The sequence below is a fragment of the Undibacterium sp. GW821-FHT11B02 genome, assembly GCF_058808955.1.
The window spans coordinates 388,454-411,051 of the sequence record NZ_JBXASD010000006.1 but is presented as its reverse complement, the minus strand read 5'-3'; the positions used below and the strand labels follow the sequence as shown (position 1 = coordinate 411,051).

The window sequence follows — 22,598 nt, the reverse complement described above, 5'->3', positions numbered from 1 at the left end:
TGACTTTTTGGCATCAGAAGCTTGCTCGTAGTCCTGCGAGTAGATTTCTACCTGGCTGTGGAACACTTTCCCGCAATACCGACGTTGACAGGCGAATGTCTTGATTGAGCAGGTTTTTGGCCATCAGAAACCAGGTTAATTGCATATTCTGATACGGATGGGTATAGGTCAGGCTGGCATCTACCTTGGTGTAGGAGGGGGTTTCAAAACTTTCAAAACTGGCCAGTCTGTCCTGACGTTGCGCATGCAGGATATTCAAGCCACCGCGCCATCTGCCTTCGCGATAGCCCAGTTCCAGACCAGTGCGGGTGGCTGGTTGCAGCGGCAGGCTACCCGCGTTATCAAGGCTACCGCGTGAGTAATCTGCAAAAGCGCGCACTGAAGACCCTTCACCCAATATGTTATAGGTGATTTCTGCCTCTCCGCCGCGGATAGTGGCGGAAGCTTGCGACCAATTGCGACGGGTAAATTCGGCGTCGACATTGGGTACACCTTCTTCATCCACTTTAGTGCCATCGGTATGGCCGTAGATATAGTTGCTGACTTTGTTCAGGAAGGCATTCACCTTCCAGCGCAGGATGCCGCCGGTCTTTTGCAGGCTGAGTTCCAGATTGCGTGAGGCTTCTTTCTTCATATTGACATTGCCAATGTCAAAGGTGGCCGTCGATTCATGTGGGCCTGCTGAATATAACTCCTCCGTGGCTGGTGCCCGCTGCGACCAGGAAACACTGAGGCCCGCGCCATAATCCTTGTCAAAATGCCAAAGTCCACCTGCGGAGGCAGAAAACAGGTTGAATTCGCGCGAGACCAAGCCCGTGCTTGCGTCCGGTTTTCGGTTGATATTTTCCATGCGTACGCCAGTGCTGGCGAGGACATCACCGAATTGCTTTTGCTCGACGGCGAATGCGGCCAAGGATGTGGAGGTAGTGGGGGGAACAGTATCAGCCCGACCCGTGCTGGCGGACAGTGCAGAGAACTTTACCTGTTCGGTCTGCAAGCCCCAGCTGCCTTGCCAGCCAGCCCAGGACGGGTGTGACAGTACGACGCGGCCTTCCATGGATTTATTTTTGAAGTAGGTATTCGGCGAGCCATCTTCTGCTTTTTCAGTGTGCTGATAATCGGTGGCGCTGAATTTATATTTGAGACTGTCAAAGCCGTTGAGTGGGGAATTCAGCATACCATCGAGATCGAAGCGATTCTGGTGCAGGTCAATAAATGAACGTTCTGCTGTCGGGATGCCATAGTGATCATTCATGGTCTGTACCGCTGCGCCGACATAACCCCAGGGTTGGATTACGGATGCGCCCAGTGCCAAAGTGGATTCACGGGTAAAGCTGGATGGCAGGCGGCCACTTGTTGAGGCTGGATTATTCCATTCACTGTTGCCTGGTATCTTATAGTTGCCGGTATCGCGGCTGCTGCCATCGGCATGCAGACCTATGACACCACTGGAACCATCAAGGGAAAAGGACAGGCTCTTTTCCTGGTTGACAGTACCGACGCGTACTTCTGCCTCACCAGTCGTCTGTTTGTTGAGTACAGTCGGGACGCGATTATCAACCACATTCACCAAACCACCAATGGCACCGCTGCCATACAAAAGAGCAGCAGGACCGCGCAAGACTTCGATCTGCTGTGCAGTCGCACTTTCGCTGGCAACTGCATGGTCATTGGACAGACTGGATACGTCGGCAACACCCATACCGTTCTGCAAAATCTTGACGCGTGGACCTTCCAGTCCCCGGATGATAGGGCGTGACGCGCCAGCGCCGAAGCCGGATGCAGATACGCCCAGTTCACCACTCAGCGTATCCCCCAGAGAGGTTCCTACCTTTGCCTTTAGTTCCGGCCCGGACAATATTTTGGCTGGCGTCAGCACCTGCAGATCTTCATTATTGCTGATGGGATTGGATGTGACCGTGACCGTGTTGATGGGAGAACCTTCCGCCTGAGCAGCATGGTTGAATTGGGTCAGCAGTGCCATGACTGCGGTAGCAATCAGTGTACGTTGAAAAGCCATATTGTTTCCTGTTTGTAAACGATGCAATGTCAGACCTTGATCAAGCAGGTCTGAACGAATTGATGCCATGCTCTTCTTTTCATACAGAAAAAGAAGAGCCAATAAGTGATTCAGGCAAACAGGGAAGGCGGGGCGCGGGAAGAGAAGGATACTCGCAGCAGGGCTAGCCAGTCAGTGCTGCTGTGATGAATGGAAACCAGGGCATGTCCATCCAGCAGGCAGACCTGGGCGGGAAGCAGGTGCAGGTATTCGGCTACACATGCGGCATCGTACAGAGCGCAAGAGTGCAGGGTGCTACTGTCATCCTTGCTGTTTGACCATAGCGCTTCGGTAAGGCTGGTGACTTCGCCAGCTTGTTGACTAAAGGCGACAGGTGCTTTGCCTTCAACCCAGCCGGCATGTGACATGCGATGCGCAATCCCTAGCCACTGACTGAATAACAGTGCAGGCAGCAAGAATAGCAGCAAGTAGCGCTTGCTGTTGTTCTTGCTTGAGCTTAGTGATGGCAACATGACGAGGCTGGCTTATGTGACGCTAACGGGATGATTGAGGTGAACGCAAAAGTAAAAAAGAATCAGAAAATTGTAGCAAAAAACCGACATTTTGGTTTCGATGTGCTGTGGGCGTGCAGCATTTGACAGCATCGTTACTGACATATGAGTTGTTTTTGCCGCAAAAGTTCAGGCAACTGCAACATTGTTGCATCTTGTTCCGTAAAAAAGCGCGCAGTAGTTAGCTGCACGCTTTTTGCGTTCAGAAGCGTCGTTGATCCGGATTATACTCAGTCGCCGTACAGCTTTTGCTTCATCTCACGTCTTTGCTGCGCTTCCAGAGACAGGGTTGCAGTAGGGCGTGCCAGCAGGCGTGGTATGCCTATCGGTTCACCGGTTTCTTCGCACCAGCCGTAATCGCCTTCATCAATACTATTGATGGATTGCTGTACTTTTTTCAGCAATTTGCGTTCACGATCGCGGGTGCGCAATTCCAGCGCATGTTCTTCCTCTATCGTGGCACGGTCTGCCGGGTCTGGTACCAATACGGTTTCACGAAGATGCTCGGTGGTTTCGTCGGCGTTCTTCAGTAAATCCTTCTCAAGCTGCTGCAAACGGGCCTTGAAAAATGCCAGTTGTGCAGCGTTCATATAGTCCTTCTCGCCCATCTTGAGGATTTCTTCCTCAGTGAGCAGAGCTTCGGGTGCGCTGACTGTAGCAGTCGATTTAGGTGATTTAGTTGCCACTTCGCTTACTTTCGATACGACGGGTTAATACATAGAACAAATCTGAAACATGTTTGCTCCAGATAATTATCCTCCCCTTATTGATAAAGTAAATGACATTTGCATGAACGCCACTTGCACGACAGACAACAGCTGTCTTCAATAGCCCGCTAGTTTATACCAAACAATGCTCCAAACCTTCAATAAATATGTCTTTAGGTAGATTTTTGCCAATAAATACCATCTTGCTTTCACGCAACTCGTTTTCTCCCCACTTTGCACCAATGTCGGTACCCATGATTTGGTGCACTCCCTGGAAAATTACTTTGCGGTCGGCACCTTCCATCAGCAAGACCCCTTTGTAACGCAGCATGCGCGGGCCGAACACTTGTACCAGACCACCCAGGAATTCATCCAGCTGCCCGGTGTTGAAGGGGCGCGTACTCTTGAAAACGAAGGCGGCGATATCGTCGGAATGATGCGCATGATGGTGGTTATGGGCATGATGTTCATCTTTGTGGTCGTTATGATGGTGTTCATGCGTGCAATGTTCATCGCATTCATCATGTTCGTGGGCATGTTCCTCTTCTTCTGCGCGCAGGAAGTCAGGGTCCAGATCCAGCTTGGCGTTCAGGTTGAAGCCTTTCAGGTCCAGCACTTCGCTGATCGCTACCTTGCCAAAATCAACGGCAGTGATGGGTGCGCGCGGATTCATGCGCGCCAGGCGGGTACGCAGTGTCGCTACTTGGCCGGCATCAACCAGATCGGTTTTGGACAGCAGTATCTTGTCGGCGAAACCAACCTGGCGCTGGGCTTCTTCATGCTCATCCAATTGTTGCATGCCATGGCGGGCATCAACCACTGTCACCACAGCATCGAGCATATAGTAGGTGCCCACTTCTTCGTCAACGAAGAAAGTCTGCGCCACTGGGCCTGGATTGGCAAGACCCGTGGTTTCGATGATGACGCGGTCAAAATGCAGTTTGCCTTCATTTTTTTGCTGTATCAACTTGCTCAGGGCGATGATCAGGTCACCGCGCACAGTGCAGCAGATGCAGCCATTGTTCATTTCCACAATTTGCTCATTGCTGTCTTGTACCAGGATTTCATTGTCGATATTTTCCTGGCCAAATTCATTTTCTATGACAGCGATCTTGTGACCGTGGTCTTCTTGCAGGATACGGTTAAGCAAGGTGGTTTTACCTGCACCCAAAAAACCGGTGAGGATGGTGGTAGGAATTAGTGCCATAATTTTTCTCTGATACTGTAACAGTTTGTAGACGGTTTATTTCGCGCAGTCGGCGCACCAGCCTTTTATCGTCAATTCTATGTCATGGCTTTGAAAGCCGTGCCCCAATGAAGCTTGCAAGCTCAGTTGTAATTGTTCGCGCAAGGAGCCAGGTTCCTGAGTTTCATCCAGGCAGAACACCTTTGTACAACGCGTACATTTAAAATGCCCATGGTGATGGCCTTTTGCAGGCTTGTTGACGGTATCATGCTCGCTGCCTGTGCTATAGCGAAATACCCGGTCGTCACCAGGGATTTTATGTGCCAGACCCGCTTCAGTCAGGCAATCAAGCGCCCGGTAGAGTGTTACCCTGTCCATCGCTGGAAAGGCGTCCTGCAATTCCAGGTGGGACAAGGCGCGACGACTCACCAACAATTCAGACAGCACACTACGGCGGGCATCGGTTGCACGTATGCCTGCTTCATGCAATAAGCCCAAAGCTGTGTTTGGCACCTGTAGAGTCGGAGAGGATTTCATATATGCAAATTTCAGGTTCGAATTGATATTATGCCTGAAATTGCAATTCAGTTGCAAAACTGAATTGAGTGTTGCTGAATCGTGTTACTGAATACGATGATTAACAAATTTCAGCCTTGATTGCAGCGATGGAGAAGCATGGTCAGCTACCTTGCATAATAAAAAGTTGCGGCATCCTGTCTATTGCAGAAAAGTGCTGAAGAGGAAGTCTTGAAAAAACAGTCAGGTCGGATTTTGCTTGTGCTACATTATTGAATGTTGTAAAAAATTACATAAATTTCTTTTGTCAAAGGCTTTTGAAATCATGCAAAAATCGTTTACTTCACTCTTGCTTTGTGTACTGGCAATTGTCGCGATGACGGCTAAGGCTGCAGTGAATCCTGCTTATGAAAAAGTGCTGACTACCGATGCCCCCAACGCCAAGGATCATCCCCTGACCGGTCGTTACCAGGGTTCCAGCATACTGTTGCAGACGCAAAAAGCCTTTGATGAAATTGTCTTTCCAGCAGGCCCGGCAACAGAGCCTGATTACAGTAGTAATAAAAAATTCTCCAAAGTACAAAAAGCAGAAGGCACACTGACCCGTACCGTGTACATGGTGCCGAAAGGCCGGTCGTCGCTGGAAGTGTTTCGCAATTTCACTGACAGTTTGAGCAGCAAGGGTTTCAAGCCGGTTTTTCAATGTGATAACGACAGTTGTGGTCCTTCGTTCAAAAGCCTGAAATACAGCTGGAACGACAAGCGCACCCATGTGCAAGGCGAGGGCTACGACGTCAACCGGAATCGTTTTGTGCAGGGGGTGTTTGATGGCGCCAAGGATTTGCGCTATGCCTTGCTGCAAAAAGGCGCGGGGGCGGCCACCACCTATGTCGGCGTCTATGCCGCGCTGAACGCTGGCGGCACCATGGGAGATCTCACTGATAGCATGAACGACCATGTTGCAGTTCTGGTTGAAGTGTTGGAACCCAAAGCCATGGAACAGAATATTGTCACTGTGGATGCCGATGCCATCAGCAAAGAACTGGCAGCAAATGGCGCAGTCAGTTTTTATGGTCTGTATTTTGATACCGACAAAGCTGTCATCAAGCCGGAATCCAAACCGCAGTTGGATGAAATGGCGAAATACCTGAAGGCCAATAGCGCTGCAGTGTATATCGTCGGCCATACAGATACCCAGGGTGTGCTCGACTACAACATGACTTTGTCAGGCAAGCGTGCCCAGGCCGTAGTGGATGCACTGAAAGCCTATGGCATTGCTGATGCGCGTTTGATTGCCAGGGGCGTTGGCCCGTTGGCGCCGCGTGCCTCGAATGCGGCAGAAGCCGGGCGTGCCAAGAACCGGCGTGTAGAAATGGTGTTGCGCTAAGCCGGCTGCTGCCGCTTATTTTTTAGCTCTTGGATGTGTCTGGTCATACACTTTGGCCAGATGCTGAAAATCCAGAGACGTATACACTTGGGTCGCAGCGATGGAACTGTGGCCCAGCATTTCTTGTACCGCACGCAAGTCGCCTGACGATTGCAGCAGGTGCGACGCAAATGAATGGCGCAACATATGCGGATGCACATTGGCCGGGATGTCCAGGCTTTGCGCATGCGCTTTCAGGCGCAGTTGTATCAGGCGGGTGGAAATACGGGTGCCGCGTTCGCTCAGGAACAGTGGATGCGGATCCAGCCTGACCAGAGTGGGGCGCACAGCCAACCAGTCTGCCAGGGCTGCCAGTGCGGGTTTGCCGACTGGCACGATACGCGGCTTGCCACCTTTGCCGGTGACATGCACTTCTCCCTCGACCATATCCACATAGCCGGCTGAACTATAGTCACGTTCATGAATGGCAGCTACATCCAGGCTGGCCAGTTCAGACACCCGCAAGCCACTAGAATATAACAGTTCAAACATGGCACGATTGGCGCGGGATGACGGCTGATCACTACCTTTGTGATCAACCAGCCTGACGGCATCATCTGCTCCCAGTGCCTTTGGCAGGGGTTTGTTTTTCTTTGGTGCGCGCACCCCTTCAACCGGATTGGCTGGCAGGTCTCTCTCTTCCGTCAGCCAGCGATAAAAGCCACGCCAGCTCGACAGCTTGCGTGCAATGCTGCGGGCGTTTTGTCCGCTGGCATGCATTTGGGCAGCAAAACGGCGCATGTGATGGGTGTTCAGGCTGGCCAGATCTTGCTGCCCGGCCAGTTTGATGAGTTCGCGCAGGTCCAGCAGATAACTGTCCAGCGTGTGCTGCGACAACTGTCTTTGACTACGCAAGACCTCCAGATAGCTGGCCAGATACTGATCTTGTGTCGTCATGCGGACCTCCTGCTATGACCATGTATGCGATGGCCTGATACTTATTTACAGATCCACCAGACAGCTCAGTGCGGCACTGCTGGTATCAGCAATTTTCACCAGGAAATCGGTCGCCATGTCTTTGGTATAACGTGCCGGATCGGGTGAACCCAGTACCAGCAAGCCAAAGGTGGGGGAAGTGGCGGTCAGACGCAGTGGCAACATGGCCAGCGATTGCACGGGCTGGTCGGTATCGATCCAGCCAGCGGCTTCAAAATCATGGTTCTTGCCACAGTAAGGTGTGCTCAGACCCTTGGCGAACAGGCGGGCATCGTCACTGGTGGTGCTGGCAAACCAGGTATGTGCATAGTCTGTACCGACATTCCACAGACGCAGGGTGGCATGCGGCAAATTAAATATATCCTGCAGGCCCTGCGTCAGTACGTGGGGCAGGTCGACATCATTACGTGCCAGCAGCAGCGCCCGTGTCCAGCTTTGGAATTTTTGGCTGATATCGTGATTTTCTTCAGCGATACGCAGCAAATCTGCCATGCGTAATTCCAGCCCGCGGTATTTTTCACGTACCACCTCCATCTGACGTTCTTGCAGCGAGATGGCGCGCCCCATGACTGGACTGGTGAGCTTGATGGTGCCCAGCAGTTCCGCATGTTCTTCAAAGAAATGCGGGTGCTGTATCAAATAGGTGGCGATGTCGTTGGAATTCATGGTGTTTCTGTGAGATTAATTTCGCCTTCAAAAACGGTCACTGCCGGACCGCTGAGGAATACCGGCTTGCCTTCACCTTCCCAGGCAATAGACAGTTCACCGCCCCGCATGCTGACACGCACCGGGCTATCCAGCAAGCCACGGCGTATGCCGGTGACGACTGCTGCACAGGCACCGGTACCACAGGCCAGTGTTTCACCAGCACCGCGCTCATGGACTCGCAGGCGTATGTGCTTGCGTCCCATTACCTGCATGAAACCGGCATTCACCCTTCTGGGGAAGCGTGGATGATTTTCTATCAGTGGGCCGTCGACCGGTATCGGAAAATCATCCACCGAGGCCACCACCTGCACCGCATGTGGATTACCCATGGAAACGGCGGAAATCCAGATGGTCTTGCCATTGATTTCCAATGGCCACAAGCTGTCGTCGGCCTGGTGCATGGGTGTCAGCCCGTCTGCCTGGAAGGGAACTTTTGCTGCCTCCAGTATCGGTGCCCCCATGTTGACGGTGATGCTGCCATCTTCTTCCATGCGTGGCTCAATAATGCCAGACATGGTTTCCACGCGTATGCTGGATTTGGTGGTCAGACCTTTTTCAATCACAAATTGAACAAAGGCACGCGAGCCATTACCACATTGCTCTACTTCACCGCCATCGTTGTTGTATATAACATAACGAAAATCTACGTCGGGATTATTTGAACGCTGGACCACCAGTATCTGGTCGGCACCAATGCCAAAGCGACGGTCAGCGATCAGTCTCCATTGGGCTGATGTAAAATTGATTTGCTGGTTGATGGCGTCAATGACAACAAAATCATTGCCCGCACCATGCATTTTGGTGAATTTGAGTTTCATATCATGATTATATCGCGGCGCGGCAATTACCACGAGATTATGCTGCAAGCGCTACTGATTCCTGCCCTACATAGACTGAAACTGAGTTTAAACCAGGCTTAAATCTTATATACACCACAGCCCAGAACCAGATTGTCGGCGACGATTTCAATATAAGAGGTTTTGGATTCCACTTTCTTTGATACAGGATTGACGATGGTGTAATCAATCCAGCCACCTGTTGCATCAACCTGAAACGCGTCGCTGACCAGCTTCTTTCCATCCAGACCATCAACATGGAATAGATTGACTTTCAGCTTTGCTGCATTGCCTGCAAATGCCAGGTATTGACCCTTGCGGTCAAAGGCAAACACATACATATCACGATCAGCATACAGTTTGTCTGCATTCGCCGTAATCATGGACAAGGCCCGGTGGCCATGCCTGTCATACAGGCTGACTGCTTTTTTGACCAGGGCATGGGCTTCATCTGCCGTACCTTGCTGTAACTTGAAGGTAGACACGGATTTGGTCAGTGCCCGTGCCCGTTCTTCCAGGCTAAGCGAGGATTGTTTGGCCTGGTCAGCCATCTGCGCATTGCTTTGTGTGATTTCATCAAGATGACGCAGTGCCTCAGAGATTTGTGACAGGCCATTACTTTGTTCGCTGGAAGCAGTGGAGATGGAATTGATGTTGCCTGCCAGACTGCGTATGCCTTCCACGATTTCGCTCAGGGTTTGATTGACGTTGTTGATTTGTTTCACGCCATCGTCGACCCGGTTCACAGAATCATCAATCAGACGGCGTATCTGACGGGCAGAGTCAGCACTGCGTTGCGCCAGACTGCGTACTTCGGTGGCGACTACAGCGAAACCACGGCCATGTTCACCTGCGCGGGATGCTTCCACTGCTGCATTCAAGGCAAGAATATCAGTCTGAAAAGAAATACCATCAATCAAGCCGACGATCTCCTGCACCTTGCGTGCACTTTGATGTATGCCATTCATGGAATCGACTGCCGAGCTCATCGCATCGCCGGTTGATTCGGCGATCAGTCGCAAATTGGCTGCCAGGTTATCAACAGCACGTGCGCTGTCGGCATTTTTTTTGACGGTATCTGCCAGATCGTCGACACTGGCCGAAGTCTGTTCCAGACTGGATGCCTGTTGCTCCGTACGCATGTTTAATTCGTTAATGCCCAGCGCCAGACTTTGCCCCAGTTGCGCCACCATACTGGCATTGCTGCGTACATTGGCAACCAGGCGCGACAGATTTTCATTCATGCCTTCCAAAAGGTTGCCGGTACGTGCCAGTTCGTCACGACCAGTGATATGGATATGATTGGTCAAGTCGCCAGCAGCGACCGAATGGGCAGAGCGGCTAACTTCATTCAGGGCGAACATGAAACCACGATAAAACCCCAGTGCGAGATAGCAGCTAAGTAATACGATAAGCAGTAACACCGTCAGCATTACGTGACGGTAAGTATCGAGGTGGTTGATGCGTTCTTGCAACACGGTATTTAGCCTGCCATGCATGTATTTTTGTAATGCGATGGTTTTTTCTATGGACTGGGTTCCCTGTGCGAAAAACTCACTGGCGTCACCGCTAATGCTTTCCCCCAGCAGGTTTTTCTGGGCCTGGGTGACAAAGGCGAGGCTGGCATCCAGTGCTTCTTTTTCCTTCGCGTCAACATTTTCACCGGCACGTTTGATGGCTTCATCCATGTCTGTGACTGCAGTGATGGCGGTCTGCAAGGCATCAATACGTGAAACCATGCCTGCTTTTTCAGCAAACTCCATACTGCCTGTCTTGATATAGGCTGAACCCACACCCCGTAACTGCGCCAGGTTTTCTATCCAGACTGGCATTTTCCGGATGGATACATCCATCAACAAGAAACTGGCATTGCCGGCATCAGTTAACAGCCCGGTTTTTTCATTGATGAGCGCAGAAAACAACAGGCTCTGCTTGATCAAACGGCTATGCTGTGTAGTGTTTTCCTTTACCGTGGCGGCAGTTTGACCTGCAACCAATTGTTGTAATTCACTGGCTGTGGCTTTCCAGCTACTTGCCAGGTCTGTTCCTGCGATGCCGGGTAAAAAGGCGTCAAGCAGGTCAAGATTGTTTTTCAGTTCTTTCCGGGTTTTGGCCAGATCGTCATCCAGGTTTTGCCCAGACAGTTTGAGGTTCATTTGGCCGCGATGTCTTTGCGTCTGAACGATGATTTTCATCATCAAGTCACTGGCCTCCACACCCTTCAACTCCAGCCGGGATTTGTTAGAATCTTCAGCAACTTGAAGTATGACTGTGCCGGTAAGTAACACGAGAGGCACAAGTAATGTGGCAAATATGCCCACAAACTTGACGCGCAGGCTCAGCTTACCCATCAGGAACAGGCTGGGTTGTATGAGCTTGCTGATCAGTGTTGCCTTGGTTTGCGACATGGTTTTCCTTGCTATTGAAAGGTGTTCAAAAGTATTTTCCCAGATTCTTGCCTCGGGTACGAGGGGAAATAAATAAAAAAACAATCTATCTTGAAAGCAATCATTGAATTGATTCCAGTACACTTCACTAAAGTGTCAGTCATACTGTACTGGTCTTTTTGTGTGCTAGTGTCCATTGGGACGGCCAATACAGCATGTTAATGTGCGAGGGCTTGTTGACCTATCTTTTGGATAATGTGTTGTTGCTGACATTCAAACCCAATCGCTTGCTTAAAAAATAGGTCAACACGACCTAGCTGTACTAAAAAGTATATGATTCACTCACAAGGTGATTCTGTTTTGTTGCGCACACCATTGCCACACGATAAAAAGCACGGAGACCCAATGAACGCCCCTCTCAAACCCGAGCAGCACGCGCTGATCGACAATCATATTTCCCTCGACGATAAATTCACACTGGAGCGCGGACGCGCTTTCATGACCGGCACCCAGGCGCTGATACGTCTGATGATGTTGCAGCGCCAGGCTGATGAAAAAGCGGGTCTGAATACTGCTGGTTATATTAGCGGTTATCGTGGTTCGCCATTGGGTAATGTTGATCTGACCGCTGCCAAAGCCAGAAAACACCTGGAAAAACACCATGTAAAATTTCATCCGGGTGTGAATGAAGACCTGGCTGCCACCACAGTATGGGGTACGCAACAGGTTAACATGTTCCCGGGTGCAAAATACGATGGTGTGTTTGCCATGTGGTATGGCAAGGGACCGGGTGTGGATCGTTGTGGCGACGTGTTCAAGCATGCCAATCTGGCTGGTACTTCCCGGCACGGCGGTGTGCTGGTGGTGGCTGGTGATGATCATGCAGCAAAATCGTCTACGGCTGCGCATCAGAGTGAACATATATTGAAAGCCTGTGGTATTCCAGTCCTGTATCCGTCCACCGTGCAGGAATATCTGGATTATGGCCTGCATGGCATCGCCATGTCGCGGTACACCGGTCTGTGGGTGTCGATGAAATGTGTGACTGACATTGTAGAATCTGGTGCCGTTGTTGATATTGATCCAGATCGTGTCAAACCGATTATTCCTGATGATTTTGTCTTGCCTGCCGATGGCGTGAATATCCGCACACCTGACCCGGTGCTGGCGCAAGAAACCCGCATGAATAATTACAAATGGTATGCGGCGCTGGCTTATGTGCGTGCCAACAAACTCAATAAAATCATCTGGGATAGCCCACATGCCAAGATAGGTATCATCACTGCCGGTAAATCCTACCTCGATACACGCCAGGCCCTGGCTGATCTGGGTATTGATGAGCAAGTCGCCAAAGACATAGGTATACGCCTGTACAAGATAGGTCTGACCTGGCCGCTGGAGTCGGAAGGGGTACGTGAGTTTGCCACTGGCCTGGAAGAAATCCTGGTAGTCGAAGAAAAACGCCAGATCCTGGAATATGCTTTAAAAGAAGAGCTGTACAACTGGGAAGATAAGGTACGTCCGCGTGTCGTCGGCAAATTTGATGACACGGGTGAATGGAGCAACCTGCATGGTTCTGGCCATGGCGAATGGCTGCTGCCAGCGACGTATGAACTGAACCCGGCACAAATTGCCCGGGCGATTGCTTCCCGTATCAGCCGTTATTTCGCCGGTCACCCGGTAGAACAGCATGTCAAGGAACGTGTTGCTTATCTGGAAGCCAAGGAATCCATGTTGAACGTGGTTTCCAAGCCTGATCCAAATAAGGACCGAGTGCCGCATTTCTGTTCAGGCTGTCCACATAACACTTCCACCAAAGTGCCGGAAGGCAGCCGCGCTCTGGCCGGTATCGGTTGCCATTACATGGTGACCTGGATGGACAGGCAAACCTCCACCTTCACACACATGGGGGCAGAAGGTGTGACCTGGGTAGGACAAGCACCTTTCACTACCGAGAACCATGTGTTCTGTAATCTGGGTGATGGCACCTATTACCATTCTGGCTTGCTGGCGATACGCGCAGCGGTGTCTGGTGAAGTGAATATCACTTATAAAATTCTGTTCAATGATGCGGTGGCGATGACCGGTGGTCAGGAATTTGATGGCCCGCTGGATCCTGGCATGATTTCACGTCAGATCGCTGCAGAAGGTGTGGGCCCGATTATTGTCGTCACTGATGAACCCGATAAATACGGTGCCGGTTACCCATGGGCACCAGGCGTTACTGTGCGCCATCGTAGCGAACTCGACGCCGTGCAACGTGAATTGCGCGTGGCCAAGGGCGTGTCAGCGATGATCTATGACCAGACCTGTGCTTCTGAAAAACGCCGCCGCAGGAAAAAAATCGACAAGGATGGCAAACCCGGCTTCCCTGATCCTGCCAAACGTGCAGTCATCAATGAAGCAGTTTGTGAAGGCTGTGGCGATTGCTCTGTGCAATCGAACTGTCTGTCCGTGGAGCCGCTGGAAACCGAATTCGGTCGCAAGCGCCAGATCAACCAGTCTTCCTGCAACAAGGACTTTTCTTGCGTCACAGGTTTTTGCCCCAGCTTTGTCACGGTTGAAGGTGGCAAGCTGAAAAAACCGAAGAAAACCAAGATAGAACCAGGCAACGCACTGGATGTGAATGCTTTGCCTTATCCAGCCTTGCCAGATACCAAGCTACCATTTGGTGTACTGGTCACTGGTGTGGGCGGTACCGGTGTTATTACTATCGGCCAGATCATGGCCATGGCAGCGCATTTGCAGGGTAAAGCCTGCTCCGTACTGGACATGACGGGTCTGGCGCAAAAAGGTGGCGCGGTGATGTCGCATGTGCGCCTGGCTGACAAGGCTGACGACATACAGTCAACACGTGTAGGTACCGGTATGGCTGATCTGGTCATAGGCTGTGATCTGATTGTGACGGCAGGCAAGGATGCGCTGTCACGCATGGGTGAAGGCCGTACCCATGCTGCCATCAATGCGAATGGCACGCCGACTTCAACCTTCATCAAGAACCCAAACTGGCAATTCCCAGGTGAATCGGCAGAAAACGATATTCGCAAAGCCTGTGGTGCCGACCGGGTTGACCTGATCGACGCAGCATCAATAGCCACTGCTTTGATGGGCGACAATATCGCCACCAATATGTTCATCCTTGGTTATTCCTGGCAAAAAGGTTGGGTACCGCTGGAAGAGGCGGCATTGATGCGTGCGATAGAATTGAATGGCGTGTCTATCGACTTCAACAAACAGGCATTCAACTGGGGTCGTTTGGCTGCACATGATCTGGCAGCGGTACAGCGCCTGGTTGCGCCATCCCAAGTCATAGAGTTGAAACGCGCACCGACGCTGGATGACACCATCAACAAGCGTGTAGCTTTCCTGACTGAATATCAGGATGCAGCCTATGCCAGTCAGTACAGTGAATTTGTTAACCAGGTCAAAGCCGCAGAAAGCAAGCTGGTCGAAGGCAACAAGCCCTTGCGCCTGACAGAAGCCGTAGCGAAATACCTGTTCAAGCTGATGGCATATAAAGATGAATATGAAGTCGCCCGCTTGTACACGGACGGCAAATTCCAAAAGAAAATTGCTGACATGTTTGAAGGTGATTACGCCATCAACTTCCACCTGGCACCACCACTGTTTGCCAAGCGTGACGATAAAGGCCATCTGATCAAGCAACAGTTTGGCCCATGGATGATGAAGGCTTTCGGTTTGCTGGCCAAGTTCAAGTCCTTGCGTGGCGGCACTTTTGATATCTTCGGTTATACAGAAGAGCGCAAAATGGAACGTGCCTTGCCAGTGGAATATAAACAGACTTTGAACAAATTACTGCCGTTGCTGAATGCAGACAATTTGTCCAAGGCGGTGGCGATTGCCAGCATCCCTGAAGACATACGCGGTTATGGTCATGTCAAGGAAAGGCATTTCAAGGCGGCAAAGGCCAAAGAAGTGACGCTGATTGCTGAGTTCAATACAGCACAGTCTGCGCAAAAAGCTGCTTGACTGGGTTTGGCTTAGTCTGACTTAAGTAGTAGTACAAAACAGGTCGCCTGCGGGCGGCCTGTTTTGTTTCATCCGATTTCAAATTTTTTTGAATTTGTTACTCACATTTGCAGATAAAAATATTTTTGCCTGGCATCAGCATATTTCGTCTTGCCTTACAATGCAGGCTGACTGATTTTTGGGATATCTCATGCAAGCACGTTTCTTCATTGCTACTGCCGCCATCGTCATGTTCATAGGTGTAGCTGCTGGGGCCTTTGGCGCACATGCGCTGAAGCTAGTGCTGACTGCTGACATGCTGGCGATCTGGCAAACTGCTGTGATGTACCAGATGGTGCATGGACTGGGTATGCTGGCAGTGGGTATCTGGTTGCAGCAACAGGATAATGCCTTGCTACGCCGGGCGGCTTGGGCAATGTTGACAGGTGTGGTGATTTTCAGTGGTAGCTTGTACGCATTGGCTTTGACCGGTATACGTGTGCTGGGGGCGATTACCCCTATCGGTGGTGTGGCGTTCCTGGCAGCTTGGGCCATGCTGGCATGGGCGGCATTAAAGCGCTGAAACGCTAAACATGAATTTTCTGGATTGTTTGTGGTGAGGCAGGCCAGTTGATCTGATCAAACAAAGCTCGCAATTTTGCCGTGCGTGCCGGATTGATCATGTGCATATAGGCGAGCTTGCCAGCCAGGTGTGCCCGGAAATCGGCATGTCCTTCGCGGTTTTGTGATGCTGGATTATTGCGTATGCAGTTCGTCAAAATTGCTTTCAGCGTATCGTAATCGCCGCGCTTGATATTGGAATGGCTATTCACAACGATACCGGTCACTTGCTGCCTTGTTGAAGAGCGCATGATACGGGTTTTCCGGTAGTTCAATACAAAGCCTTCTTCCAACGTAATTGCAGCAACTTGCGGGATGAAGCGGGCCAGGCTTTGCTCAAATTCTTCAGAACCAGAAAATGTCAGGTCGTCAGCATAACGACTATAGCGGGCTTGCATGCGATCAGCCAAAGCTTGCAGGCGCATATCAAGACGGTAAGCGCAAAGATTGGCCAGGGCAGGGGAAGTTGGCGCACCTTGCGGCAGATGCGGGCTGCGTAACAAATGACCTGAACTGACCGGTGCAAGCGGATCCCCAGGTTTCTTGATACTGACAGGTGTCCTGTTGCTACAGAGTCGTGCCAGCGTACCTGCTACTTTTTCCGGGTAACCCAATTTGGCAAACAGGGCATGCAGGCGTGAGCCTGGAATACTCGTAAAAAAATCTTTCAAATCGAGTCGTACCACGACGCGTTGCCCAGTGTGCATTGCCGCGTGACTGAGGCTGGAGCGACCATGTTGAAAAGCTTGTGCTGCTGCATGTGGCGGCACCAGGTTCAATATTTGTTGAAGAATTTTTCTTTGTATAGTGCGTAGGCGTGACTTGGGTACTTCCAGCAAACGCCAGCCGCCAGATGCTTTTTCCAGCCAGCGATAATGGTAGTGTCCAAGCTGTGGTGCTGCATGTGCATCCTGTCGCCATTGATCGGCAAACCAGGCAAGTTCACTGATGGTCAGATTCAGATGTCTGGCTAAATCAGACGAGTTGTTGAATTCAGGCAGGGTCAGCGCTTGTAGCCATGCAGGTCTTTCAGGTGTGATGGCAGCTTGCAGACAGTAATGTCTGACTTGTGGTTTTTCCGTACCACGCCAGGCATCCATGAAGCCGTGATCTGCCAGTACCAATGCAGCCATTTCATGACGGCTGTAATGATGGAAGTGCGGTCCTGCCTGTTGCTCAATTTTTCTGCATAATGCGGGTATCCAAGGCCACTTCTTGCCCAGTACCCAACGCATGTTTTTCATCAGGGCGATGTGGCTCGACTCACCCGCCAATAATGCATCGGCGATGGCTATGGCGACCTGACTTGGTTTATCCATGAATGTGAATAGTGGGGCGGCGGAGAGCCTGCAACCAGTCTCGTGAAGTGTGAGCCTGTCTGCATGGAATGCAGGGCGGCTCACGCGATGAAATGCTAGAACTCATTTCATCAATAGGGGGGAGATGCGTTTGCCTCATAACGTGGGCTGGCAAGGCGGACGAGGCAGTCAATAGTGGTGCTATTGATAACGAGTCCAACGCAGTCCAGCACGCGTTATGAGGCAAACCCTCCGGGAGCTGGCGATTCGGGCGCATTGCTACGTTGCGCCGCTTGCTAAGGCACCAGCCTTAGCTGCGCGTCACGCCTTGCACTGCATCCCGAATCGCCTTGCTCGCACTCATCCCTATTGATGAAATGAGTTCTAGGTAAATTTATCCCGCGGGGTAACCCCGCAGAGGCGCTATGGACTTGCGTTTGAGCGCCAGCTTGCAGGATCCGCCGCATTGAGAAGATAGAGTATGCGGTCTTGTATGTCAATCGCAGGGTTACAGTCCTCTAAATATTACTCACTATATTTTTCTACTGCTTTTTGATAAGCAGGACGTGCCGCTACCATATCGACAAAGCGTGTCAGGTTAGGGAAGGCTTCACGGCCAGCACCGCGCACGGCTGACTGTATGGCGAAAGACAGTTGTATGTCTGCACCTGTCAGGCTGTCGCCGACGAAGTAATCACGGCCTTCCAGTTCCATATTCAGATAGCTGAAATGGTTTGCCACTTCGCTGCTGATACGTGGGTGCAGAGGTGCACCAGCGTCACCCAGGCGGCCTACATACAGCTTCAGCAGCAGCGGCAACATGGCCGAACCTTCGGCATAGTGCAGGAACTGCACATAACGGTTGTAGTCAGATGTACCCACGGCGGGTGCCAGGCGACCGTTGCCATAGGTACGGATCAGGTATTCGATGATGGCACCGGATTCAATCAGGGTCTGGTCTTTATCCCGCACAACAGGGGCTTTACCCAGAGGGTGAATTTTTTGCAGTTCCGGCGGTGCAAAACGCGTCTTGGGATCACGGTCATACGAGATGACGGTATAGTCCAGTCCCAGTTCTTCCAGCAACCAGGTGATACGACGTGAGCGTGATTCTTTTAAATGGTGGACTTCTATCATGGGAGCCTTGGGTGATGGACTGTAAAAACCCATTATGCCTAGTTTTCAGAAAGCGTGTGGCAGTGGCCGGCGAAGTGTTAGAGAACCAGCTCTAGAATTTCCTGAAGGAATCTTCGTCGGCGTCACATCCCTGACATAAGGCAGTCCTACTATCTCTCATTTTCCAGGGGAGTAGCCAAATGCAAAACGATCAGAAAAAAGACCAGCAAGAAGACCCAAAGGACCAGCAGCTACTGCCGGCAAATATCGCCAGACGTGGTTTTGTCATCAAAATGTCTTCTGTCGCTGCCGTCATGGCATCGGGCGGTGTTCTGACAGCTTGCGGCGGTTCTTCGACTGTCCTGAATGGAGAAATGGCGGCCTTCAATTATGGTGTCGCCAGTGGTGATCCCTTGTCTGATCGTGTGATTCTGTGGACGCATGCCAAGATATCGACCGATGCCAGTGTGGACCTGACCTGGCAAATGGCTGCTGACGCAAGTTTTTCTAATGTGCTGTTTTCTGGCAAGGTCACCACAAGTTCAACCACAGGTTTTACTGCCAAGGTGGATGCGACCGGCCTGGCCGCCAATACCGAATATTACTATCGCTTTGTGGCACCGAATAATAGCGTGTCACCAGTTGGTCGTACACGTACCCTGCCAGTTGGCAACGTCGATCAGGTCAAGCTGGCAGTGTTTTCATGCAGTGATTATCCTGCTGGCTATTTCAATGCCTATGACAGTGCAGTATCGTCTGGTGCCCAGTTCGCCCTGCATCTGGGCGATTATATTTATGAATACAAGGATGGTGTTTATCCACCAGTCGCGTCACAAGTGGCTGGCCGCATTTCTGCTCCAGCCAATGAGATCGTTACGGTGGCCGATTACCGCGCCCGCCACGCCTTGCACAAGGCTGATCCTTACCTGAAAGCCCTGCATGCACGCATGCCCATGATTACCATCTGGGATGATCATGAATTTGCCAATAATGCCTGGATGGATGGAGCTGAAAATCATGACCCGGTTACCCAGGGCCCATGGGCCGCACGCAAGGCAGCGGCCAGCCAGGTCTATCATGAATGGATGCCGATACGTTCACCTGATACCAGCAATTTACTGAAAATTTACCGCTCGTTTGACTTTGGTAATCTGCTGTCATTGCACATGCTCGACACCCGTATCATTGGCCGTGAGCAGGCACCAGATCGCACACTGGATGCACAGGGCCGTGACATTGCGGATACCAAGTTCCTGCCGTATGCCTTCAACAAGAACAAGCAATTGATGGGTACTACCCAGCAAGCCTGGCTGGACACACAGATGACAGCATCCAAAGCAACCTGGCAGATATTGGGCAACCAGACTGTCATGGGACGCATAGAATTGCCGGCCTCGGTACTCGTTACCAATCTGAGCGCGGACTCTGTGACGGCTTATCTGACTGCCAAGGGAACGCCGGTAGCAGCACAGACTCAGGCACAAAAAGATTTGCTGGACCCGCTGAAGAATCCAAAGATTTCCTACAATTTCGATAACTGGGAAGGTTATCCAAATGCCCGTGATGCCGTCTTTAATTCAGCCGCGAAATTGAAAACGGCAGGCAAGAAATTTCTGGTCTTGTCGGGTGACAGTCACAATGCATGGTTCAATAAACTGACCATGTCTGACGGTACGCAAGTGGGTGCGGAATTTGCAGGTATGTCGGTGACTTCATCCGGTTTTGAAGGGGTATTCCCACCCTCAGTCGTTGCACCGGCAACGCTGGCTGGCACCATCAAGGCGCTGGTGGATGACATTACGTATATCGATACCTACCGCCGTGGCTACATGCTGATCACCGTAACGCCGACCCAGGCCAAGGGTGAATATGTGTATGTCAGTACTGTCACCAGTTCCAGCTATACCACCAGCGTGGATGCTTTCACTTACGCTGGTTAAGGGGGAAGGGGCTAGTTGAACACCAACGTAACAAGATCATTTCTCCAAATGATCTTGTATGCAGTTGATCAAAAAGTCTTTCATCGCCAGTACCCTGGTGCTGGCTTTCAAATCACGGTGATAGACCAGCCAGATATTGCGGAACATTTCTGTTTTGCAGATACTGACTTCCACAAGTTCAGTATCTGCATCGCCAATAAAGCGTGGCAGCACGGCCAGGCCAATGCCTGCCCTGGCAGCCTGCAACTGCACATTGGCACTATTGCTGAGCAAGCTCGGTTGCTGGGTTTTGAAATGCTGCTTTAACCATTGCGCCATGGGCAGGTGTTCCCAATCCTTGCCCCAGCTCACATATTGATTTGTATCTGCATGCCGTTTGCTACGATAGGCGGCAAAATCCATTCTGCCAATCGCGTGAGCGATGTAATCCTGTTCTCCAGGTTTTTCACCAGGATTGGTCAGGCGTAATGCCAGGTCAGCTTCGCGCCGGTTCAGGTCAACCAGCTTGATATCCACAGCCAAGTCCACTTGCAGGTGTGGGTGCAAGGCATACAACTTGGGCAGGCTGGGCGTGATCAGGTGTACAGCCATCATCTCGGCGCAAGCCAGACGTACATAGCCGCTGACCTGGCGGCAGGCACCTTCCCGCGCGTCACGCCGCTCCAGTGCCAGCAAGGCGTCTTCTACATTGATGATCAGGTCCAATACCTCCTTGCCTTCATCTGTCAGCAGGTAACCAGTCTGCTGGCGCAGAAAAAGCGTGTGCCCCAGGGCGGTCTCCAGTTGTTGCACGTGTCGTGCAACGGTGGAGGCACTGCTGCCCAACACCTTGGCTGCCTGACTGAGCCCGCCATGCCGGGCGACGGCCAGTGCGTATTTAAGATCGTTCCAGTCAAAATCCCGGCTTTCTATTTCTGGAAAATGCTTTGCCATTTTTTGCTATATATTTTTCAAAATTGGATGACTATAGTAACGCAATCTTAATGTAATCGTAATGCAATCAAAAGCTTTGGAGTCAATGATGAATATGATGACTGCCCGCCTGTTCGGTGCCACGTTTTTGTGGGCGACGGTGTTCCATGTCGGTAAATTTGCCCTGCAACAGCTTTCGCCACTGACGGTGGTGAGCTGGCGTAACGGTATCGCCGCACTGGTCCTGACCAGCCTGACCCTGCCTGCCTTGCGTGCACATTGGCTGGCGATACGCGCCCATCTGGGTATCTTGCTGGTATTGGCGGTGTTTGGCGTACTGGGCTTCAGCCTGTTCATGTTTTATGGATTACGTGCTACCAGTTCGGTCAATGCTGCGCTGATCATGGCGTTTAATCCTGGGCTGATCGTTTTGCTGAATGCGCTGTTGAATCGTGAACGGATACGGGCTTATCAGGCGCTGGGTTTGCTATTGGGGCTACTTGGTGTGTTGATCGTGGTCGCTCACGGTTCTTTGCAGGCTGTATTGAACCTGCATATTTCACACGGCGATATGCTGGTCAGTCTGTCCAGCCTGTGCTGGGCCGTGTATTGTGTACTGCCCCGGCGCTATGCCAGCCAGGTACCCAGCGCATTGCTGAGCAGCCTCACCGTGAGTATGGCCGCTGTCATGCTGATGTTGCTGGCTTTTGCTGAAGCACCAGACATCTTTATCATGCCCCATGCAAAAAGTTTACTGGCGATCGTCTTTCTGGGTCTGTTCGGTACGGTCTTGCCTTACTTGTGGTGGAACCGCAGCATGCAAGAAATGGGACCGGCCAAAGTGGGAGTGTATATGAATCTGGTACCGGTCTTTGCCAGTCTGGTGGGCGTTGTGCTTGGGCAGCAAATCGAAAGCAGTCAGTTGCTTGGTGCCGTTTTTGTCGTGCTTGGGGTGTTGCTGACGAATAAACGGTCTGCTGCCTGATTAACCACGATGATATTCCATCGCCAGTACCTCTGCATTTGAATCATTTGCTACCGCAACAAAGCCTAGTTGGCGATACAAATGCAGCGCCCCGGGATTGTCACGGTACACACGCAGGCTGATGATGGGCAAACCAGTGGCTGCGATGGCCCGCTGCATCAACTGCTCACACAATAGCCTGCCATAACCCAGGCCACGTGTTGCCGGGGACACGATAATGCGGCCCAGGTGCACACGCTGTTTATCGCGCTGCCAGAATTGGGCAAATCCAACTACCGCCTGTTCTGCATCAACTAATACAAATGCTTGTGCGTCTGGTTTTTCCAGCAAGCCTGGTAAATCTGCACTGGTGAAAGGATAGGACAGTTGCGGCCCGGCCCAACGGGCACAAGCTTTGGGATCATTTATCCAACTGGCGATGATGGCATAATCAGTTGTCAGGGCAAGACGTAAGATAGTCGACATTTTTGCGTAGATATTTATA

18 protein-coding genes are annotated in these 22,598 nt (G+C 51.4%); 5 read left to right on the top strand and 13 right to left on the bottom strand.

Annotation, left to right across the window (positions count from 1 at the left end; translation table 11 throughout):
- Nucleotides 1-13: 13 nt before the first annotated feature.
- The 5 genes from AC1RVX_RS15390 to AC1RVX_RS15370 all read right to left on the bottom strand — a co-directional run bounded on the left by AC1RVX_RS15390 (nucleotide 14) and on the right by AC1RVX_RS15370 (nucleotide 5,001).
- Nucleotides 14-2,020 carry a TonB-dependent receptor gene (locus tag AC1RVX_RS15390; RefSeq protein WP_493217469.1) on the bottom strand — a complete coding sequence of 669 codons (2,007 nt, stop codon included), beginning with the start codon at nucleotides 2,018-2,020 and terminating at the stop codon, nucleotides 14-16.
- A 110-nt stretch (nucleotides 2,021-2,130) separates the two neighbouring features.
- On the bottom strand, nucleotides 2,131-2,532 hold the full coding sequence (locus AC1RVX_RS15385) for a hypothetical protein (protein WP_493217468.1): 402 nt from the start codon (nucleotides 2,530-2,532) through the stop codon (nucleotides 2,131-2,133).
- Nucleotides 2,533-2,801: 269 nt separating this feature from the next.
- Nucleotides 2,802-3,206, bottom strand: coding sequence for an RNA polymerase-binding protein DksA (dksA, locus tag AC1RVX_RS15380; protein ID WP_186947951.1), 405 nt, complete (start codon nucleotides 3,204-3,206; stop codon nucleotides 2,802-2,804).
- Nucleotides 3,207-3,411: 205 nt separating this feature from the next.
- Nucleotides 3,412-4,485 carry a CobW family GTP-binding protein gene (locus tag AC1RVX_RS15375; RefSeq protein WP_493217467.1) on the bottom strand — a complete coding sequence of 358 codons (1,074 nt, stop codon included), beginning with the start codon at nucleotides 4,483-4,485 and terminating at the stop codon, nucleotides 3,412-3,414.
- A 36-nt stretch (nucleotides 4,486-4,521) separates the two neighbouring features.
- Entirely contained in the window at nucleotides 4,522-5,001 is a 480-nt protein-coding gene (locus AC1RVX_RS15370; RefSeq protein WP_493217466.1) for a Fur family transcriptional regulator, read from the bottom strand.
- A gap of 304 nt (nucleotides 5,002-5,305) precedes the next feature.
- On the opposite strand from AC1RVX_RS15370, the gene AC1RVX_RS15365 reads away from it, so the two are divergent.
- Complete coding sequence (locus AC1RVX_RS15365) at nucleotides 5,306-6,367, top strand: OmpA family protein (protein ID WP_493217465.1); 1,062 nt, start codon at nucleotides 5,306-5,308, stop codon at nucleotides 6,365-6,367.
- A gap of 15 nt (nucleotides 6,368-6,382) precedes the next feature.
- Here the strand turns inward: AC1RVX_RS15365 and xerC are convergent, their stop codons facing one another.
- The 4 genes from xerC to AC1RVX_RS15345 all read right to left on the bottom strand — a co-directional run bounded on the left by xerC (nucleotide 6,383) and on the right by AC1RVX_RS15345 (nucleotide 11,294).
- Entirely contained in the window at nucleotides 6,383-7,303 is a 921-nt protein-coding gene (gene xerC / locus AC1RVX_RS15360; protein WP_493217464.1) for a tyrosine recombinase XerC, read from the bottom strand.
- A gap of 45 nt (nucleotides 7,304-7,348) precedes the next feature.
- The gene (locus AC1RVX_RS15355) at nucleotides 7,349-8,008 is read right to left on the bottom strand and encodes a DUF484 family protein (protein WP_493217463.1); all 660 of its coding nucleotides are present in this window, start codon (nucleotides 8,006-8,008) and stop codon (nucleotides 7,349-7,351) included.
- Entirely contained in the window at nucleotides 8,005-8,868 is an 864-nt protein-coding gene (dapF, locus tag AC1RVX_RS15350) for a diaminopimelate epimerase (protein ID WP_493217462.1), read from the bottom strand. The genes AC1RVX_RS15355 and dapF overlap by 4 nt, the downstream gene beginning before the upstream one ends.
- 98 nt (nucleotides 8,869-8,966) lie before the next feature.
- Nucleotides 8,967-11,294 (bottom strand): methyl-accepting chemotaxis protein, encoded by a 2,328-nt coding sequence (locus AC1RVX_RS15345; RefSeq protein ID WP_493217461.1) that lies wholly within the window; start codon nucleotides 11,292-11,294, stop codon nucleotides 8,967-8,969.
- A gap of 384 nt (nucleotides 11,295-11,678) precedes the next feature.
- Here AC1RVX_RS15345 and AC1RVX_RS15340 point away from each other — a divergent pair, with 384 nt between their 5' ends.
- On the top strand, nucleotides 11,679-15,263 hold the full coding sequence (locus AC1RVX_RS15340) for an indolepyruvate ferredoxin oxidoreductase family protein (RefSeq protein ID WP_493217460.1): 3,585 nt from the start codon (nucleotides 11,679-11,681) through the stop codon (nucleotides 15,261-15,263).
- Between the two features lie 190 nt (nucleotides 15,264-15,453).
- The gene (locus AC1RVX_RS15335) at nucleotides 15,454-15,825 is read left to right on the top strand and encodes a DUF423 domain-containing protein (RefSeq protein ID WP_493217459.1); all 372 of its coding nucleotides are present in this window, start codon (nucleotides 15,454-15,456) and stop codon (nucleotides 15,823-15,825) included.
- Between the two features lie 4 nt (nucleotides 15,826-15,829).
- Here the strand turns inward: AC1RVX_RS15335 and AC1RVX_RS15330 are convergent, their stop codons facing one another.
- A complete protein-coding gene (locus AC1RVX_RS15330) occupies nucleotides 15,830-17,182 on the bottom strand; it encodes a reverse transcriptase family protein (protein ID WP_493217458.1) in 1,353 nt (450 codons plus the stop codon).
- A gap of 504 nt (nucleotides 17,183-17,686) precedes the next feature.
- Nucleotides 17,687-18,331: a glutathione S-transferase family protein gene (locus AC1RVX_RS15325; RefSeq protein WP_493217457.1), complete on the bottom strand. Its 645-nt coding sequence runs from the start codon at nucleotides 18,329-18,331 to the stop codon at nucleotides 17,687-17,689.
- A gap of 146 nt (nucleotides 18,332-18,477) precedes the next feature.
- Here AC1RVX_RS15325 and AC1RVX_RS15320 point away from each other — a divergent pair, with 146 nt between their 5' ends.
- Nucleotides 18,478-20,217: an alkaline phosphatase D family protein gene (locus AC1RVX_RS15320; RefSeq protein WP_493217456.1), complete on the top strand. Its 1,740-nt coding sequence runs from the start codon at nucleotides 18,478-18,480 to the stop codon at nucleotides 20,215-20,217.
- A gap of 36 nt (nucleotides 20,218-20,253) precedes the next feature.
- On the opposite strand, the gene AC1RVX_RS15315 is transcribed toward AC1RVX_RS15320, so the two are convergent.
- Entirely contained in the window at nucleotides 20,254-21,150 is an 897-nt protein-coding gene (locus AC1RVX_RS15315; protein WP_493217455.1) for a LysR family transcriptional regulator, read from the bottom strand.
- An 85-nt stretch (nucleotides 21,151-21,235) separates the two neighbouring features.
- On the opposite strand from AC1RVX_RS15315, the gene AC1RVX_RS15310 reads away from it, so the two are divergent.
- Complete coding sequence (locus AC1RVX_RS15310; RefSeq protein WP_493217454.1) at nucleotides 21,236-22,114, top strand: DMT family transporter; 879 nt, start codon at nucleotides 21,236-21,238, stop codon at nucleotides 22,112-22,114.
- Here the strand turns inward: AC1RVX_RS15310 and AC1RVX_RS15305 are convergent, their stop codons facing one another.
- Nucleotides 22,115-22,579, bottom strand: coding sequence for a GNAT family N-acetyltransferase (locus AC1RVX_RS15305; protein WP_493217453.1), 465 nt, complete (start codon nucleotides 22,577-22,579; stop codon nucleotides 22,115-22,117). It lies immediately after the preceding gene.
- Nucleotides 22,580-22,598: the final 19 nt, after the last annotated feature.

Excerpts from the sequence above, each read along its gene's own strand:
- AC1RVX_RS15335 (WP_493217459.1), top strand. The coding sequence starts at position 15,454 with ATGCAAGCACGTTTCTTCATTGCTACTGCCGCCATCGTCATGTTCATA.
- AC1RVX_RS15370 (WP_493217466.1), bottom strand. The coding sequence starts at position 5,001 with ATGAAATCCTCTCCGACTCTACAGGTGCCAAACACAGCTTTGGGCTTA.
- AC1RVX_RS15345 (WP_493217461.1), bottom strand. The coding sequence starts at position 11,294 with ATGTCGCAAACCAAGGCAACACTGATCAGCAAGCTCATACAACCCAGC.
- AC1RVX_RS15390 (WP_493217469.1), bottom strand. The coding sequence starts at position 2,020 with ATGGCTTTTCAACGTACACTGATTGCTACCGCAGTCATGGCACTGCTG.
- AC1RVX_RS15340 (WP_493217460.1), top strand. The coding sequence starts at position 11,679 with ATGAACGCCCCTCTCAAACCCGAGCAGCACGCGCTGATCGACAATCAT.
- xerC (WP_493217464.1), bottom strand. The coding sequence starts at position 7,303 with ATGACGACACAAGATCAGTATCTGGCCAGCTATCTGGAGGTCTTGCGT.
- AC1RVX_RS15385 (WP_493217468.1), bottom strand. The coding sequence starts at position 2,532 with ATGTTGCCATCACTAAGCTCAAGCAAGAACAACAGCAAGCGCTACTTG.
- AC1RVX_RS15305 (WP_493217453.1), bottom strand. The coding sequence starts at position 22,579 with ATGTCGACTATCTTACGTCTTGCCCTGACAACTGATTATGCCATCATC.
- AC1RVX_RS15320 (WP_493217456.1), top strand. The coding sequence starts at position 18,478 with ATGCAAAACGATCAGAAAAAAGACCAGCAAGAAGACCCAAAGGACCAG.
- dapF (WP_493217462.1), bottom strand. The coding sequence starts at position 8,868 with ATGAAACTCAAATTCACCAAAATGCATGGTGCGGGCAATGATTTTGTT.
- AC1RVX_RS15315 (WP_493217455.1), bottom strand. The coding sequence starts at position 21,150 with ATGGCAAAGCATTTTCCAGAAATAGAAAGCCGGGATTTTGACTGGAAC.
- AC1RVX_RS15310 (WP_493217454.1), top strand. The coding sequence starts at position 21,236 with ATGATGAATATGATGACTGCCCGCCTGTTCGGTGCCACGTTTTTGTGG.
- AC1RVX_RS15365 (WP_493217465.1), top strand. The coding sequence starts at position 5,306 with ATGCAAAAATCGTTTACTTCACTCTTGCTTTGTGTACTGGCAATTGTC.
- AC1RVX_RS15330 (WP_493217458.1), bottom strand. The coding sequence starts at position 17,182 with ATGGATAAACCAAGTCAGGTCGCCATAGCCATCGCCGATGCATTATTG.
- AC1RVX_RS15375 (WP_493217467.1), bottom strand. The coding sequence starts at position 4,485 with ATGGCACTAATTCCTACCACCATCCTCACCGGTTTTTTGGGTGCAGGT.
- AC1RVX_RS15355 (WP_493217463.1), bottom strand. The coding sequence starts at position 8,008 with ATGAATTCCAACGACATCGCCACCTATTTGATACAGCACCCGCATTTC.
- AC1RVX_RS15325 (WP_493217457.1), bottom strand. The coding sequence starts at position 18,331 with ATGGGTTTTTACAGTCCATCACCCAAGGCTCCCATGATAGAAGTCCAC.